Source organism: Jannaschia donghaensis, from assembly GCF_001403795.1.
GTDB classification, from domain to species: Bacteria; Pseudomonadota; Alphaproteobacteria; order Rhodobacterales; family Rhodobacteraceae; genus Jannaschia; species Jannaschia donghaensis.
Window position 1 is genome coordinate 1,359,330 of the sequence record NZ_CXSU01000012.1, and the last position, 16,619, is coordinate 1,375,948.

General features: G+C 66.3%; 14 protein-coding genes. 10 read left to right on the forward strand and 4 right to left on the reverse strand.

Annotation, left to right across the window (positions count from 1 at the left end; all coding sequences use genetic code 11):
- Positions 1–34: 34 nt before the first annotated feature.
- The 6 genes from JDO7802_RS15975 to hisD all read left to right on the forward strand — a co-directional run bounded on the left by JDO7802_RS15975 (position 35) and on the right by hisD (position 4,854).
- The gene (locus tag JDO7802_RS15975) at positions 35–373 is read left to right on the forward strand and encodes a P-II family nitrogen regulator (protein ID WP_055086923.1); all 339 of its coding nucleotides are present in this window, start codon (positions 35–37) and stop codon (positions 371–373) included.
- A gap of 42 nt (positions 374–415) precedes the next feature.
- Positions 416–1,819: a type I glutamate--ammonia ligase gene (glnA, locus tag JDO7802_RS15980; RefSeq protein ID WP_055086924.1), complete on the forward strand. Its 1,404-nt coding sequence runs from the start codon at positions 416–418 to the stop codon at positions 1,817–1,819.
- A gap of 125 nt (positions 1,820–1,944) precedes the next feature.
- Positions 1,945–2,322 carry a carboxymuconolactone decarboxylase family protein gene (locus tag JDO7802_RS15985; protein ID WP_055086925.1) on the forward strand — a complete coding sequence of 126 codons (378 nt, stop codon included), beginning with the start codon at positions 1,945–1,947 and terminating at the stop codon, positions 2,320–2,322.
- Positions 2,319–3,038 carry a protocatechuate 3,4-dioxygenase subunit beta gene (pcaH, locus tag JDO7802_RS15990; RefSeq protein ID WP_055086926.1) on the forward strand — a complete coding sequence of 240 codons (720 nt, stop codon included), beginning with the start codon at positions 2,319–2,321 and terminating at the stop codon, positions 3,036–3,038. The genes JDO7802_RS15985 and pcaH overlap by 4 nt, the downstream gene beginning before the upstream one ends.
- Complete coding sequence (locus JDO7802_RS15995; protein ID WP_055086927.1) at positions 3,035–3,559, forward strand: peptidase associated/transthyretin-like domain-containing protein; 525 nt, start codon at positions 3,035–3,037, stop codon at positions 3,557–3,559. Before pcaH ends, JDO7802_RS15995 begins: the two co-directional genes overlap by 4 nt.
- Positions 3,560–3,576: 17 nt before the next feature.
- A complete protein-coding gene (gene hisD, locus JDO7802_RS16000) occupies positions 3,577–4,854 on the forward strand; it encodes a histidinol dehydrogenase (protein ID WP_055086928.1) in 1,278 nt (425 codons plus the stop codon).
- Between the two features lie 22 nt (positions 4,855–4,876).
- On the opposite strand, the gene JDO7802_RS16005 is transcribed toward hisD, so the two are convergent.
- Complete coding sequence (locus JDO7802_RS16005) at positions 4,877–7,330, reverse strand: GcvT family protein (protein WP_055086929.1); 2,454 nt, start codon at positions 7,328–7,330, stop codon at positions 4,877–4,879.
- Positions 7,327–9,756 carry a GcvT family protein gene (locus JDO7802_RS16010; protein WP_055086930.1) on the reverse strand — a complete coding sequence of 810 codons (2,430 nt, stop codon included), beginning with the start codon at positions 9,754–9,756 and terminating at the stop codon, positions 7,327–7,329. Before JDO7802_RS16010 ends, JDO7802_RS16005 begins: the two co-directional genes overlap by 4 nt.
- A gap of 320 nt (positions 9,757–10,076) precedes the next feature.
- On the opposite strand from JDO7802_RS16010, the gene aroQ reads away from it, so the two are divergent.
- From aroQ to mnmH, 3 genes are read left to right on the forward strand one after another with little or no spacing between them, the layout of a single operon-like run.
- The gene (gene aroQ / locus JDO7802_RS16015; RefSeq protein ID WP_055086931.1) at positions 10,077–10,511 is read left to right on the forward strand and encodes a type II 3-dehydroquinate dehydratase; all 435 of its coding nucleotides are present in this window, start codon (positions 10,077–10,079) and stop codon (positions 10,509–10,511) included.
- Positions 10,504–11,121: a nucleoside/nucleotide kinase family protein gene (locus tag JDO7802_RS16020; RefSeq protein WP_055086932.1), complete on the forward strand. Its 618-nt coding sequence runs from the start codon at positions 10,504–10,506 to the stop codon at positions 11,119–11,121. The genes aroQ and JDO7802_RS16020 overlap by 8 nt, the downstream gene beginning before the upstream one ends.
- 31 nt (positions 11,122–11,152) lie before the next feature.
- The gene (gene mnmH / locus JDO7802_RS16025; protein WP_055087293.1) at positions 11,153–12,193 is read left to right on the forward strand and encodes a tRNA 2-selenouridine(34) synthase MnmH; all 1,041 of its coding nucleotides are present in this window, start codon (positions 11,153–11,155) and stop codon (positions 12,191–12,193) included.
- Here mnmH and selD read toward each other — a convergent pair.
- Positions 12,190–14,397, reverse strand: a complete 2,208-nt coding sequence (selD, locus tag JDO7802_RS16030) for a selenide, water dikinase SelD (RefSeq protein ID WP_245624209.1) — start codon at positions 14,395–14,397, stop codon at positions 12,190–12,192. The genes mnmH and selD overlap by 4 nt on opposite strands.
- A gap of 150 nt (positions 14,398–14,547) precedes the next feature.
- On the opposite strand from selD, the gene JDO7802_RS16035 reads away from it, so the two are divergent.
- Positions 14,548–15,594, forward strand: a complete 1,047-nt coding sequence (locus JDO7802_RS16035; protein WP_055086933.1) for an ester cyclase — start codon at positions 14,548–14,550, stop codon at positions 15,592–15,594.
- A gap of 2 nt (positions 15,595–15,596) precedes the next feature.
- Here the strand turns inward: JDO7802_RS16035 and JDO7802_RS16040 are convergent, their stop codons facing one another.
- Positions 15,597–16,610, reverse strand: coding sequence for a LacI family DNA-binding transcriptional regulator (locus tag JDO7802_RS16040; RefSeq protein ID WP_222836413.1), 1,014 nt, complete (start codon positions 16,608–16,610; stop codon positions 15,597–15,599).
- Positions 16,611–16,619 lie beyond the last annotated feature (9 nt).

Here is a 16,619-nt window from a genome sequence, read left to right on the forward strand (position 1 = left end):
GAAGCCGACCTCAATGCCGCCGGGGAGGACGTCCATGAAGAAAATCGAGGCCATCATCAAGCCGTTCAAGCTGGACGAGGTGAAGGAAGCGCTGCAGGACATCGGGATTCAGGGCCTGTCGGTGACCGAGGTCAAGGGCTTCGGACGCCAGAAGGGCCATACCGAACTGTACCGCGGTGCCGAATACGTGGTCGATTTCCTGCCCAAGGTGAAGATCGAGGTCGTTCTTGCCGACGATCAGGTCGACGACGCGGTCGAAGCGATCATCGCGGCCGCGCGCACCGACAAGATCGGCGACGGAAAGATCTTCGTGTCCCCGATCGAACAGGCCATTCGCATCCGCACCGGCGAATCCGGCGAAGACGCGATCTGAACCACAAGTTTTACAAGATACCACCAAGGGAAAGGGATCATCATGGCAAACAGCCTGATCAAGCTCATCAAGGACGAGGAAGTCGAATACGTCGACGTCCGCTTCACCGACCCGCGCGGCAAGCTGCAGCACGTCACGGTCGTCGCCGATCTGGTCGACGAGGATTTCATCGAGGAAGGCTTCATGTTCGACGGCTCCTCGATCGCAGGCTGGAAGTCGATCGAAGCCTCCGACATGAAGTTGATGCTGGACGTCGACAGCGCGTACATCGACCCTTTCTATGCGGAAAAGACGGTCTGCGTGCATTGCTCGGTCGTGGAGCCGGACACCGGCGAAGCCTATGACCGCGACCCGCGCGGCACCGCCGAGAAGGCCGAAGCCTATCTCGTGTCTTCGGGTATCGGCGATGCGTTCTATTGCGGCCCCGAAGCCGAGTTCTTTCTGTTCGACGACGTCAAGTATTCGAACACCATGAACAAGGTCAGCTTCGAGGTCGATGCGGCCGACGCGTCCTGGAACACCGATGCCGACTACGAAATGGGCAACATGGGTCACCGTCCGGGCATCAAGGGTGGGTATTTTCCAGTCAACCCGACCGACTCCGCGCAGGATCTGCGCTCCGAGATGCTGTCCACCATGAAGCGCATGGGCATGAAGGTCGACAAGCACCACCACGAAGTCGCGTCCTGCCAGCACGAGCTGGGCCTGATCTTCGGCACGCTGACCAAGCAGGCCGACGAGATCCAGAAGTACAAGTACGTCATCCACAACGTCGCCCACGCCTACGGCAAATCGGCGACATTCATGCCCAAGCCCATCGCGGGCGACAACGGCACCGGCATGCACGTCAATATGTCGATCTGGAAGGATGGCAAGCCGCTCTTCGCGGGCGACCAATATGCCGACCTGTCGAACGAGGCGTTGTATTTCATCGGCGGTATCCTGAAGCACGCCAAGGCGCTCAACGCGTTCACCAACCCGGCGACCAACAGCTACAAGCGTCTTATCCCCGGGTTCGAGGCCCCCGTTCTGCGCGCCTATTCGGCCCGCAACCGTTCGGGCTGCGTGCGGATCCCGTGGACCGAGAGCCCCAAGGCCAAGCGCGTCGAGGCCCGCTTCCCCGATCCGGCCGCCAACCCCTATCTGTGCTTCGCGGCGCTGTTGATGGCCGGTCTGGACGGGATCAAGAACAAGACCCACCCGGGCGAGCCGTCGGACAAGGACCTTTACGATCTGCCCGCCGAAGAACTGGCCGCCATCCCGACCGTCTGCGGCAGCCTGCGCGAAGCCCTGGACGAGCTGGAGAAGGATCACAACTTCCTGCTGGCCGGCGATGTTTTCACCCGCGATCAGATCGAAGGCTATATGGCGCTCAAGTGGGACGAGGTTTATGCCTATGAGCACACACCCCACCCGGTCGAGTATCAGATGTACTACTCCTGCTGAGCCGTAGGGGTCCGACGCCGGACCCTTCGTCGACGCGGCGAAAGGGGGCACCTGACAGGTGCCCCCTTTTTCATGGCGTCTCGGTCCGTCTTGCGTAAGACGCGCCGCCGCGCCATCGTGCCGCCATGACCGATGATCGCAAAATTCGCGGGGAGGCGCGCCGCAGACAGGTGCTGGGCGATGCCCATGTGGACCGGTCGCAGGCCGACCCAGCGGCGCTGGACGCGAAGTTCGTGGACCTGACGACGGTCGCCGCCTGGGGCACGGTTTGGGCGTCCGACGCGCTCACCTTGCGGGAACGGTCGATGCTGACCCTTGCCATCCTGGCCGCCACTGGCAATTGGGGCGAGTTCGAATTGCACCTTCGCGCCACCGCAAACACCGGGGCGACCGCCGAAGACGTGGCGGAACTGATCCAACACGTCGGCATCTATGCCGGCATCCCGCGCGCGAACCATGCGATCACCCTTGCCAAGCGGGTCCTTGCGGATCGCGAGGGATGACGGATGTCTTCACCGGTCGTCTGACGCCGCGCGCGGACGGGCTGCACCCGCCCCCGCTCGCCCCCGCCTATCGCAGCACGGCCCTGCGCAGCCCACGCCATGCGCCGATCCGGATGCCGTCGACCACGACCGAGGAGACGGGGCCGGTCTTCGGCCACGACATGATCGCCCCCCTGGACCACGATCTGACGGCAAACTTCGGATCCGGCGGGGCCATCGGGGAACAGGTCTTTGTCATGGGGCATCTGCGCGACGAAGGCGGCCGTCCGATCGCGGGCGCCTTGATCGAGGTGTGGCAGGCCAATGCAGGTGGCCGTTACCGCCACGCGCGCGACGGCTACCTTGCCCCGCTCGATCCCGGGTTCGGCGGTTGCGGCCGGTGCCTGACCGATGACGCCGGGGCCTATTCATTCCGCACAATACGCCCCGGTGCGTACCCTTGGCCCAATGGCGGAAACGACTGGCGGCCTGCGCATATCCATTTTTCCGTCTTCGGCCACGCCTTCGGTCAACGCCTTGTGACGCAGATGTATTTCGAGGGCGATCCGCATATCGCGCTTTGCCCGATCGTCCAATCCATCCCCGATCCGGCGGCAATCGACCGGTTGATCGCGCGCCTCGACATGGGCGCGACCGTGCCCTTCGACGCCCGCGCCTATCGTTTCGACATCACGCTGCGCGGCCTGTCCGCGACCCCGTTCGGGGCCGGTGCATGACCCGCGAAACCGCCAGCCAGACTGCCGGCCCCTATCTGCACATCGGGCTTCTGCCGGCTGCGGCGGGCCTGACAGCGGCTGGCGATGAAATCGTGGCGGCCCCTGTGGGCACCGTCGCCGTCGGTCAGCCGATCGCATTCCGTGCCGCAATCGTCGATGGCATGGGCGCGCCTGTGACCGACGCCCTGGTGGAACTGTGGCAGATCGATGGGGCGGGCCATGGTCTGTGGCGGCGGTCGGCGTGCGACGGCGATGGGCATGTCCGTTTTGAAACTGTGCGACCCGCGGCCCTTCCGGGCCAAGCCCCACACCTTACCCTATGGATCGTGGCGCGCGGCATCGGCCTGCCGCTTCAGACGCGCGCCTATTTCGACGATGCGTCCGAAAACAATGACGATCCCGTCCTGGCCCGCGTTCCAGCGGCCCGCCGCAAAACACTGATGGCCCATCGAAACGATGACGCGTGGACCATGAACATCGCCCTGCAAGGCGCTGATGAAACTGTATTCTTCAACATCTGACCACGGCGGAGGCCCATATGCCCATCTATCTGAAAAAGGCCGAACGGACGGCCGAAACGGGTCACGATGACGTCAGCCGCACCGTGCGCGACATGCTTACCGAGATCGAAGCCGGGGGCGACGATGCCGCCCTTGCCTATGCAGCGAAGCTGGACAACGCCCCCGGCCATCCGGTTCTGACCCAAGCCGATATCGACGCCGCGACCGCCGCATTGTCCGATGAGACCAAGGCAGACATCGCGTTTTCCCACGACAATGTCCGCCGTTTCGCGGAAGCGCAGAAGGCCACCCTGACCGAGACGGAGGTAGAGCTGCACCCCGGTCTGTGGGCCGGACAGAAGGTTATTCCAGTATCGGCGGCGGGGGCCTATGTTCCGGGCGGGCGCTATGCCCACGTGGCCAGCGCGATCATGACCGTGACGACCGCCAAGGTGGCTGGGGTGGAGCATGTGACCGTCTGCTCCCCGCCCCGCCGGGGTGGCGGGATGGACCCGGCCATCGCCTATGCCGCGCATCTGTGCGGGGCCGACAAGATCCTTGCCATGGGGGGCGTGCAGGGCATCGCCGCGCTGACTTTCGGGTTGTTCGACACGCCACCCGCGTCGATCCTAGTCGGACCCGGCAATCAATATGTGGCCGAGGCGAAGCGCCTCTTGTTCGGGCGTGTGGGCATCGACATGGTGGCCGGCCCGACCGACAGCCTCATCTTGGCGGACGGGACGGCAGACGCCGAAATCGTGGCCGTCGACCTGGTATCGCAGGCGGAACACGGATGGAATTCGCCCGTCTGGCTGGTCACTGACGACCGGGCCCTGGCCGACGCGGTCATGGCGCGGATGAACGCGCTGATCGCCGATCTGCCCAGCCCAAACCGCGAAAGCGCGGAGGCCGCATGGCGCGATTTCGGCGAGGTGATCCTGTGTTCCGATCGCGAGGAAATGGCCGGTGTGTCCGATGACTACGCCCCCGAACACCTGAGCGTTCAGGCCGCCGATCCCGATTGGTGGCTGGACCGTCTGACCTGCTATGGCTCGCTTTTCCTGGGCGAAGAGGTGACGGTGACCTACGGCGACAAGGCGTCGGGCACCAATCACGTCCTGCCGACCAGCGGGGCCGCGCGTTACACCGGCGGGCTTTCAGTGCACAAGTTCGTGAAGATCGTGACGTGGCAGCGTGCCACCCGCGACGGCGCGAAGGGCGTCGCCGAAACCTCCGCCCGGATCAGCCGGATCGAGGGGATGGAGGGCCACGCCCGCGCCGCCGACGTCCGGCTTAAGAAATATGGACAGATTTAGGGGGAACGCAGCGGGGCCCGGATCACATCCGAAGCCGTTCGCCCTTGGGGTCGTACATCGGTCGGAACGACGCCTCCGCCGCGATCCGCCGCCCGGCCACCTCGATCTCGTAGCGCGCGGACAGGCTGTCCTCCACGCTTTGCCCCGCGCAGGGCACGTATCCCAGGCCCATTGCACCGCCCAGCGTGTGGCCATAGGCCCCCGACGCGATGTGGCCGACGATCTTGCCATCGCGAACGATCGGTTCGTTGTGGTATAGCATCGCGTCGGGATCGGTCAGGCGGAATTGCAGCATCCGCCGGCTCAGCCCGGTTTCGCGCTTGTGAAGAACGGCCTGTTTCCCGATGAAATCAAACGGTTTTCCGGTCTTGACCGCAAAGCCCAATCCCGCCTCGACAACATGATCGGCAGGGGTGATATCGTGACCCATATGCCGGAAGGCACGCTCGATCCGACAATTGTCCATTGTATGCAGACCGACCGGACGCGCGCCGGTTTCCGCGTCGATCAGCGTTTCCAACACATGGGCGGCCATGTCGGACGGGATGTAGATCTCCCACCCTAATTCTCCCACATAGGAGACGCGGTGCGCCCGCGCGATGCCAAGGCCGATGTCGATCTCTCGCGCGGTGCCGAACGGGAATGCGGCGTTCGAGAAATCCGCCGGGCTGATGGCCTGCAACACCTTGCGCGACTCCGGCCCCATGACGGCCAGCACCGCCTCTGCGGCAGTCATGTCGGTGATGAAAACGGCGTCCGACGGGTCCTCGTGGCGGCGCAGCCAGGCCATGTCCCGCACCAGCGTCGCCGCCGGCGTCACCATCAGATAACTGAACTCAGACAGGCGCGTCACGGTCACGTCCGCCTCCACGCCGCCGCGCGAATTGAGCATCTGCGTATAGACGATCCGGCCCACGTCCACCGACATGTCCCCGCCGCAGACGCGGTTCAGGAAGGTTTCGGCGTGCAGCCCGTCGATCTTAATCTTGCCGAAGGACGACATGTCGTAGAAGCCGCATTTTTCACGGATCAGGGCGTGTTCATGGGCGGCGTTCGCGAACCAGTTCTGCGGCCCCCAGCTGTAGTCATAGCCCCGCGGCTCGCCGGGAAAGGCGAACCAGTTCGCCCGTTCCCACCCCGCGAATTCACCGAACACCGCCCCAAGGTCAGCCAGTTGCGCGTGGAACGGCGACCGCCGCACGCCGCGCGCCGTCTCCTTCTGGCGAAACGGCCAGTGGTCGGCATAGAGCAGGCCCAGGCTTTCGGTCGCGCGTTCCTTCAGATATCGCCGATTGCGCTGGAAGGTCTGGTTGCGCGCGATGTCGACGTCGACCAGATCGAACGGCATCTCTCCGTCGTCCATCCACCGGGCCAACGCCATGCCGGCCCCCCCGGCGGACTGGATTCCGATGGAATTGAACCCCGCTGCGACCCAAAGGTTCGGCACTTCGGGCGACGGTCCCAGATGATATGAATCGTCGGGGGTGAAGCTTTCGGGTCCGTTGAAGAACGTATGGATTCCCGCCTGCGCCAACATTGGCACGCGGTCTATGGCCTGCGCCAGGATCGGTTCGAAATGGTCGAAGTCTTCGGGCAATTGATCGAACTCGAACGTGTCGGGAATGCCATCCATGCCCCAGGGTTTCGCCCGCGGCTCGAACGCGCCCAGCAGGATCTTGCCTGCGTCTTCCTTGTAATAAGCGCATTCGTCCGGCACCCGCAGAACCGGCAAGCGCGCCAGGTCCGGAATGCTTTCGGTCACGATGTAGAAGTGTTCGCAGGCGTGCAGCGGCACGTTCACGCCCGCCATTTGCCCCACCTCGTGCGCCCACATGCCACCGCAGTTGACGACGTGGTCGCAGGTGATCGACCCGGTCTGGTCCCCCGCCGCCCATTCGACGGATCGCACGGTGCGGTGGTCGGACGTCATGCCGGTGACGCGCACGCCTTCGACGATCTTTGCCCCCTTCAGCCGCGCACCCTTGGCCAACGCCAACGCGATGTTCGCAGGGTCGCCCTGTCCGTCGCCCGGCAGCCAGACACCACCCTGCACATTGTCGAGATTGATGTGAGGATATTTTTCCAGAACACCGTCGGGCGACAGCTCCTCCACTTCGATGCCGAAGGCGCGCGCCATCGAAGCGGTGCGCAACAATTCTTCCTGACGGGCCGCCGTCAGCGCCACGGAAACCGAGCCGTTGTGCCGCAATCCGGTCGCGACGCCCGTTTCCGCTTCAAGTTCGACGTACAAGTCATTGGAATACTTGGACAGTCGAGTCGCCGCCTGCGACGATCGCAGCTGCGCGATCAGGCCAGCGGCATGCCACGTGGTCCCGGAGGTGAGCTTCTTGCGTTCCAACAGGACGATGTCCGTCCAGCCCTGTTTGGCAAGATGATAGGCGACGGAACACCCGATGATACCGCCGCCGACAATGACGACACGCGCTTTTTCAAGGAGTTGCGATGCGACGTTCATGCGCGCACCCTTTCGTTGTCGGCGTCCCACAGGGCACCGTCGCCGTGTACTTTGGCGTTAACGATCCGGCCGAAAACCTCGACCTCGACAGTGCTTCCGCCCGGGGCGTCCGCTTTGGCCAGCATGGCAAGTGCGATCGGTTTGCCCACGCGGTGACCATAGGCGGCGGAGGTGATCTCCCCCACGATCTGACCGTTCCGACGCACGGGCGACATGGGCAGCGGGTCATACCCGATATCGTCGAGTGTCAGGACATGCAGTGCGCGGGGCGGGTCGTCGCCACGCTCCGCCTTGCGGATGAAACGGTCCGCCCCGATCTCTCGCAGGGTATAGCCGGGCGACAGGTCCGACCCCCAAGCGCGGTACGCCTTTTCGATCCGCAGGGAATCGAGTGCGAACATGCCGAAGGGCCGCGCGCCCGCATCCGTCAGCGCGGCATAGATCTCCGGCATCGCGTCGAACGGACCGTGGATTTCCCAGCCCAACTCCCCCGCGAAACTGACCCGTTGAAGCCGCACGGGCCTGCCGCAGACCGTCGCCTGCTGCACCGACAGCCAAGGCAGCGACAGGTCGCCGTCGGTCAGCGGGGCCAGAGTGGCGCGCGATGTCGGCCCGGTGACCAACAGGCAGGAGATGTCGTCACTGCGATCCGTCAAGGTCAGGGCGGCGGGCATCGCATGGGTCAGCAGGTCACGGTCATGGTCGCGCGCGGCGGCGGCGGTGATGAGGGTGAAGGCATCCTCGTCCCACCGGCTGACCGACATTTCGGTGGCGAACCGGCCCGTGGGACCGGTGAAGTAGCACAGGGTCATGCGCCCGACCTTGGGCAGATGCCCCGCGATCATCCCCGACAGCCAGTCCGCGGCCCCGTCGCCCGACAGCTCGAACCGGGAAAATCCCGACAGGTCCAGAACGCCGGTCCCGTCGCGCACAGCGGCGATCTCCTTGGCCACGCGCGTGTGCCATGGGCCGTCGCGCCGCCAGGTCTGCGTCGTGTTCCACGATGTATCGTCATCCGGTTGCGCGAACCACGTCGCCCGCTCCCACCCGCCGTAGGGGGCGAATTGCGCGCCCTGCGCGGCGAGCGTGTCGTGGTTCGGCGAGGTGCGCATGTTCGGCGCGGCAGGCCAGCGCATGTGGGGAAAGTGCATTCCGTATTCGTGGCCGTAGACTTCCTCGGCCTTGGCTTTGCAATAGGCGGGGTCGGACGCCCACGCGGCGAAGCGACGGGGATCGACTGCAAAGCAATCCCAGTCGGGCGCGCCCTTGGTGATCCAATCTGCCAGCACCTTGCCCGCACCGCCGGCCTGCGCGATGCCGAAGGTGAAGGTATTCGCGTCATAGGCGTTCTTTACCCCAGGCATCGGCCCGATCAGGGGCAGGCCATCGGGGGTGTAAGGGATGGGGCCGTTGATGACGCTGCTCACACCGGCGGAGGCGAGGGCCGGCACCCGCTCCATCGCGTCGGCGATGTAATCCTCGATCCGGTCCAGATCTTCCTGCCACAGCTGGAAGGAAAAATCCTCGGGCATGTCGCCGCCGTTTTCGGGGCCAGTCCAGACCGCCCTGCAGTCCCGTTCATAGGGGCCGAGGTTCAGGCCGGTCTTTTCCTGGCGCAGGTAATACGACACGTCCGGGTCCCGCACCATCGGCAGCTTGCGCCCGTGTTCCTTGCTCCAGGCCTCGATCTCGGCGATCGGCTCCGTCAGCAGGTATTGATGGGACATGACGACCATCGGCAGCGGCGGGCGTCCGTGGGGCGCGAACCATTCCGCGACGCGCGCGGCATAGTACCCGGCGGCGTTCACCACCACATCGCAGGCAACATCGCCCAGATCGGTCTGCACGATCCAGCCGTCGCCATCGCGGGTCACGCCGGTCACCGGGCAGTGCCGCACGATTTTGGCCCCCAGATCGCGCGCGCCCTTGGCCAAGGCCTGCGTCAGCTGCGCGGGGTCGATGTCGCCATCCTCGGGGTCCCACAATCCGCCGACCAGGTCGTGCGTCTGTCCGATGGGATATTTCGCCTCTATCTCCTCGCAGGTCATCCGCTCCATCTTCAGGCCCTGAAGGTCGCCCATGGCGCGCACATGCTCGAATTCCTCCATCCGCTCGGGGGTGTGCGCGTAGCGGATCGTGCCGGACACGTGGTAATTCATCGGATAATCGACCGCGTCGGCCAGACCGCGATACAGGGCCATCGAATAGCGCTGAATATTCATGATCGCCCAGGATCCGGCGAAGTTCGGACAATTCCCGGCGGCATGCCACGTCGATCCGGCCGTCAGCTCGTTCCGCTCCAGCAACAGGCAATCGGTCCATCCCGCCAGCGCTAGATGATAGAGAGACGACACGCCGACCGCCCCGCCCCCGATTATGACGACTTTGGCCTTTGCGGGCAGGCGGCCCGTTTCACTGGTGTTCATGCGGTATGCTCACGGCAGGGGCGCGCGGCCCGGTGCGGGTGGGGGACGTGGCCCCCGGCGGACGTCACACGGCGAGGTGGTCCGGCGGCGCGTCCATCACGTCCATCATCGAAACCGCGACCGGCGTGCCGCGCAGGGCAAGCGTCGGGAAAATACGATGTGGCGTGAGTCGCAGCGGAAACATGGAATATACCGTCGGCCCCGCGCGCCGTTGCGTCAAGTCCTGCGACATTCCCGCCATAGCGCGCGGGGCGGCGCATCGCTCCGCGTTGGAACGCGGCCCCGCGTGGGGTAGAACCCGGCAAACGCACGAGGACGCGATGACCAAGACACTGATCCTGAACGGCCCGAACCTGAACCTGCTGGGCCAGCGGCAGCCCGAAATCTATGGCGCGCAGACGTTGGCGGATGTGGAGGAGGCCTGCACCGCGCTGGCCGCCGACCTGGACCTGGGCGATGTGACCTGCAAGCAGTCCAACCACGAAGGCGCGCTGGTCGATGCGATCCAGGATGCGCGCGGCCGTCAGGATGCCATCGTCATCAACCCCGGTGCCTATTCCCACACCTCCATCGCGATCCTCGACGCGCTCAACGCCTTCGACGGCAAGGTGGTGGAGGTGCATATTTCCAACATCCACCAGCGGGAGGCGTTTCGCCACCATTCCCATGTCTCGGCCCGTGCGGATGCGGTGATTGCCGGGCTGGGCACCGAAGGCTACCTCGCGGCGCTGCGCTGGCTGGCCCGACGTGGCTGAGGCGATCGATATCACGGCTTTGGCGGCGCATCTGTCCGCCCTGCCCCCCGGTCGTCGTTTGGTCGCGGTGGCCGGACCGCCCGCTGCCGGCAAATCGACCGTCACCGAAAATCTGGCCGCGCGGATCACCACGCGGGGACGGCGTGCACAGGTCGTGCCGATGGATGGTTTCCACCTGTCCAATTCGGATTTGGACGATCTTGGCCTGCGGACACGCAAGGGTGCGCCTGAGACTTTTGACGTGCCCGGACTGCTGGCGTTGATGACGGCGCTTCGCAGCGGGAGCCCCGTAGCCTTCCCGACGTTCGACCGCGCCGTCGACGCCACGGTTCCGGACGGGGGCATCTTCGACGCGGATATTGCGATCGTCGAAGGCAATTACCTGCTTTTGGACGAAGACCCCTGGCGGGGGCTGCTCCCCCTTTGGGATACGACCGTCATGTTGGATGTGCCCGAGGACGTGCTGCGCGACCGCCTTGTTGCACGCTGGGTGGCCCACGGAATGACGACGCAGGCGGGCCTGGCGCGCGCCGAGGCGAACGACCTGCCCAATGCGCGACGCGTGCAGACGGGATCGGTCGCCGCGGACCACGTGCTTCGGACGGCTTGACGCCACGCGTGCCGCGCCGCACCTGTCGCCCATGGATTTCACCCTTCCCGACCTGCGCCTGACCGACCTGCCGTTCGACGATATCGTCGACGTCCGCTCTCCTTCCGAATTCGCCGAAGACCATGTTCCGGGGGCCATCAACCTGCCGGCCATGTCTGACGCGGAGCGCGCGCAGGTCGGAACGATCTATGTGCGCGAGGACCGGTTCAAGGCGCGCCGCATCGGTGCGGCGCTGGTGTCGCGCAACGTCGCCGCCCATCTGGAAGGGCCGCTGGCCGACCGCGACGGGTCCTGGCGCCCCCTGGTCTATTGCTGGCGCGGGGGTCAGCGATCGGGGTCGGTCGCGACGATCTTCGATCAGATCGGGTGGCGCGTCGGACGGCTGACGGGCGGCTACAAGGCCTATCGCAAGATGGTGTCGGACCGCCTGTACCAGGATGCGCTGGGCCTGCGGATCGTCCTGATCGACGGCGGCACGGGGCACGGCAAGACGCAATTGTTGGACCATCTGGCGGCGGCGGGCGCGCAGATCGTGAATCTGGAAGGGCTGGCAAACCATCGCGGGTCGAACTTCGGCGGCTGGGCCAACGGACAGCCCAGCCAGAAGATGTTCGAGAGTCGCTTGGCCCAGGCGTTCGGTGCGCAGGACCCGGCCCGCCCCGTCTTCGTGGAAAGCGAGAGCAATGCCATCGGGCGCGTCCTGCTGCCGCCCGCGCTTTGGTCGGTAATGGGCACGGCCGAGGTCATCGGCCTGCGCGCACCCCTGACCGCCCGCGCGCAGTTCCTGATGACGACCTATCCCGACCTGACGGCGGATGCGGACCTGCTGCGGCAGCGGATCGAAACCTTGCGCAACTACCAGCCCGGCCAGCGGATCGCCGATTGGCACGGGCTGGCCGAAGCCGGAGAGTACGTAGCACTGGCCGGGGAATTGATCGAACATCACTACGACCCCCGCTATCGCCGCCCCGAAGGATCGATGCGGCGCGATATCGGTGTCGTGGAAATGACGTCGGTGGATGACGCCGCTCTGGCCCAGGCCGCGGATCGGGTCATCGCGCTGGCGGGCTAGACGCAGGTGATCGCGGGCATCCCGTCTGCGAACGTCCCGATCCGCGCCGCGTCATGGCCCGCCGCCCGAAGCTGCCCGACCACTTCGTCGGCCCGTTCGTTCGGCACGGCGGCCAGCAATCCGCCGGCCGTCTGCGGATCGTGCAGCAGGGCCAGCCGCGCGCCCTGCCCGCCCGTCACCGGCGCACCACGCAGGTTCGCCGCGTGGAGGGACGAAATATGGCCCGCCTCCGACAGCTCAATCGCGCCGGCATAGGTCGGAACCGCATCGAGCGCGATTTCGGCAACCAGACCGCTGGCCCGGCAAACAGCCATCAGATGCCCGGCCAGGCCGAAACCCGTCACATCCGTCATCGCCCCGGCCCCCGACAGGATCGCCGCCGCATCGCCCTGCGGCGTGGCCATCCTGGTCAGCATGTCCACTACGTCGCGCCCCCGCGCGGCCCCCGCCATTTCGGCAGCAAGGATCACGCCCGTGCCGATGGGTCGGGTCAGGATGATGGCGTCGCCGGGCCGCGCGCCGTCGTGGCCGATGGGCGCATCGGTCAGCCCCGTCACCGTGAAGCCGATCACCGTTTCCGCCCCCATCGTCGAATGCCCCCCCACGAGGTCGGCCCCCGCCGCCCCGAAAACTTCTGCCGCCGCCGCCAGCACTTCGGTCAGGGTGCGCGTCTGGAGCGTTTCGGACATGCGCGGCAAGGTGATCTGCGCCAACGCCGCCTGCGGCTGCGCCCCCATCGACCACACATCGCCCAGCGCGTGGACCGCGGCGATCCGCGTCATCAGCGCGGGATCGTGGGTAAAGGCGCGCAGATGGTCGGTGGTGATGACCTGCCGCGTGTCGCCATGGTCCAGCACGGCGGCGTCGTCGCCGGGCCGCGACAGCACGTCGTCGCGCGACGGTTCTGGCAGGACACGCAGCGCGGCGGCCAATGCGTCGCCCGCGATCTTGGACCCGCATCCGGCGCACAGCGGCTTGGCGGCATCCCCGCCCTGCGCGATCTGCTTCGGTGGGGGTGCCACAGCCATCGCGGGAAGATCCGTCAGCCGGTCCATGAAACTGCGATCGATGTGGTCTTTCCACCGCCAAAGCCATGGCCCCGACACCGCCACACCGCCCCGTTCCGCCAACGCCGATTCTCCGCCCAGCGAGATCAGCTTGAGATAGCGCGCCTGCGGCTGATAGATGCGGCCCCGCCCGCCGCTGAGCGCCGCCCGCAGGTTGGCGTGCAAAATCGGGGCTTGCCGGACGGCGAAAACCCCCGCTTTGGGGCGCGGGGCGTGGGTCATGTGGGCGCAGTCGCCCGCCGCGAAAAGATCATCGCGCCCTTCGACGGCCAGCGTTCGCCCGACGCGAATGAACCCCCGTTCCAGCGGCAGGCCGGTGTCGGCGATCCAGCCATGCGGCCGCGCCCCGGCGGCCCCCGTGACGAAGGCCGCGTCGATCGTATCGCCGTCGGCAAGGACCACGTGGTCCTTTGCGATCTGTGCCACGCCGGCACCAGTCCGCAGCGTCACGCCCAGATCGGTCATCGCGGCGCGCAGGATTTTACGCGCCCGGTCCCCCATGCCCGTCATCTGATCGGCCGTCTCGATCACCACGACGGCAGGCATCACGACGGCGGGGGCCCGGCCGGGCGCACGCAGGGCATGTGCCATCGCCAGCGACAGCTCCACCCCCGCGACGCCGCCGCCGATCACCGCGACGTTCGGCGGCTTGGTCCCCTCCTCGACCTCGGCCAGGAACCTGCGCCAGCGGTGGGCGAACGCGCCCAGTGGCTTGGCCCCCGTCCCATGTTCCGCAAACCCAGGAATCTCTGGCATTTCAGCGGTGATGCCGACGTCGATGGAGGCGACGTCGTAATCCAAATCGCCCCAGCCCGCGATGTGCAAACGGCGCGCGTCGGCATCGATCGCGTCCACCGCGCCGTCGATCAGCCGCGCCCCCGCGAACCGCGCCAGCCGGGCCAGGTCGATATCCAGCTCCGCGCGGGTGTAATGCCCCGCGACATGCCCCGGCAGCATCCCGGTATAGGGCGCCGTCGGCCCCGGATTGATCACCGTCAGCCGTGCGCCCGGCAACGGATCCATCCCCCAGGCCCGCATGACCAGCGCGTGGGCATGGCCCCCGCCGATCAGGACGAGGTCGCGGGTCAGGGGCGTGTCGGGCTGCATGGCGATGTCCTTGTGGTGCGTGCAGGGCATGCCCGGATTCGCGCCGCCGCGTCAAATGGCGCGGCGTCGCAATCGCTTGTGCACCGGTCGAGTGGATCGATATGAATACGTATGCAGGTTTCGATTGAACGTGCGGCGCAGCAGCCTATCCTGCGTCCGAGCTTGAAACCGGAGGCGGCGATGACACCCGAAGACCTGAAGGCCGTGCTGGCCGGTTACCGCCACGCGGCGGCGACCTACGACAGCGACGCCGTAACCGCCGCGATGGACGCGGTCTTCGCCCCCGATGCGACGATCAGGATGTGTCATCCGTTCGGCACGCTGAACGGCGCGCAGGCGTTCCGCAACGCCTGTCTGACGCCGCTGCAGGCCGCCCTGCCGGATCTGGAGCGGCGCGACATGATCGTCATGGCCGGCACCACGCCGGAAGGACAGGATTGGATCGGCTGCATGGGCAGCTACATGGGCACATTCCTTAACCCCTTTCTGGACATTCCGCCCACCGGGCACCTGGCGCACATGCGCTACCACGAATTCTTCCGTATCGAGGCGGGGCGTGTCACCGAAATGCAGGCCATCTGGGACATCCCAGAGCTGATGATGCTGGCCGGGGCCTGGCCCATGGCACCGCAACTGGGTGCCTATCTGAATACCCCTGCGCCGATGACGGGCGACGGGTTGCGGGTATCGGGTGACGGGTCGGCGGCGATGGCGCGGGTCGTCGACATGCTGACCGACCTGTGCAGATATCCCGCCGATCCCGATCCGGCGGTCATGAACCTGGGCACGCACTGGCACCCCCGCGTGAACTGGTACGGGCCTGCAGGCATCGGCACGGCGCGGGGCATCGCGGGGTTCCGGCATTGGCACCAAATTCCGTTTCTGAACGGAATGCCGGACCGCAAATTGGATGCGATGGGCGATCTGATGTCCCATTGGGTCGGCGAGGGGAATTATATTTGCGAGACGGGCTGGCCCAACATGCGCCTGACCGTGACCGAAGGCGGGTGGATGGGCATCGCCCCGTCGGGGACGGAAATCTTGATGCGTTCGCTGGATTTCTGGCGCGTGGAGGACGGGTTGATCCGGGAAAACTGGGTCTTGGTCGATCTGTTGGACGTGTACCGACAGCTGGGCGTGGACGTGCTGGGCCGGATGGCGGAGTTCAACAAGGCGCGGCCCGGCGGGTCGGTCACGCTGCCCGATCCGATGGTGCCACGCGGCTGAGGTCAGGGGTCGCGCGTCGTCGATTGCCCGATCTTCAGGACCGGTTCGATCCGTGCGACGGCCGGACCGCCCGGCGTTTCGATCAGGGTCAGGACGAGGTCCGCGGCCCGGTCCCCGATCTGCGCCGGGCACGGGTCCACGGTCGTCAGGGTCGGCACGCAAATGCCCGCGATGTCGTAGGCGCCGAAGCCCGCGATGGCGATGTCGTCCGGAACGGACACGCCGCGCCGCTGACATTCCGTCAGCGCGCCAAAGGCCGACAAGTCGGACACGCAGATCACCGCCTCGGTGTCGGGGGCCTTATCCAGCAGATACGCCATCGCCGCCGCCCCTTCGTGCATTGAGATCGGCGGCTGACCCGCGCGGATCAGGCGCGTCGCGTCCAGCCCGCGGGCCTGCATCGCCGCGACGAACCCCCGGCGGCGGTCCGCCCCGCGCGTGTCGCCCCCCGCGTCGCCGCCGATAAAGGCGATGCGCACGTACCCCTGCCCCGCCAGATGATCGACCAGCAAGTCCATGCAGGCGGCGTTGGAAAACCCGACGACATGGCCGATCGGATCGTCGGGCAGGTCCCAGGTTTCGACGACGGGCACCCCGGCGTTCGACAAAAGGCTGCGCGCGCGGGGCGTGTGCCGTCCGCCGGTGACGATCACCGCCTCGGGCCGCCGGCTGAGGAATTCGGCGATCAGCTCCTCCTCGCGCAGGATGTCGTAGCCGGTATGCCCCAGCAAAACCTGGTACCCCGCCGCGCCCAGCCGTGCGGTCATCGCCTCGACCGTGGCGGCGAAATTGGCGTTGTTGAGCGACGGGATCGTGACAGCGACGAAATGGCTGCGCTGGCTGCGCAGGTTCGCGGCCATGCTGTCGAAGACATATCCCAGATCATCGGCCGCGGCGTGGATGCGTTTTCGTGTCTCTTCCCCGACGGACGTGTCGCGCTTGAAGGCGCGGCTGACGGTCATGACCGAAACACCAGCGGCGCGGGCCACGTCCTTCATCGTCGGTGTGCGTCGCATGGTTCTCCC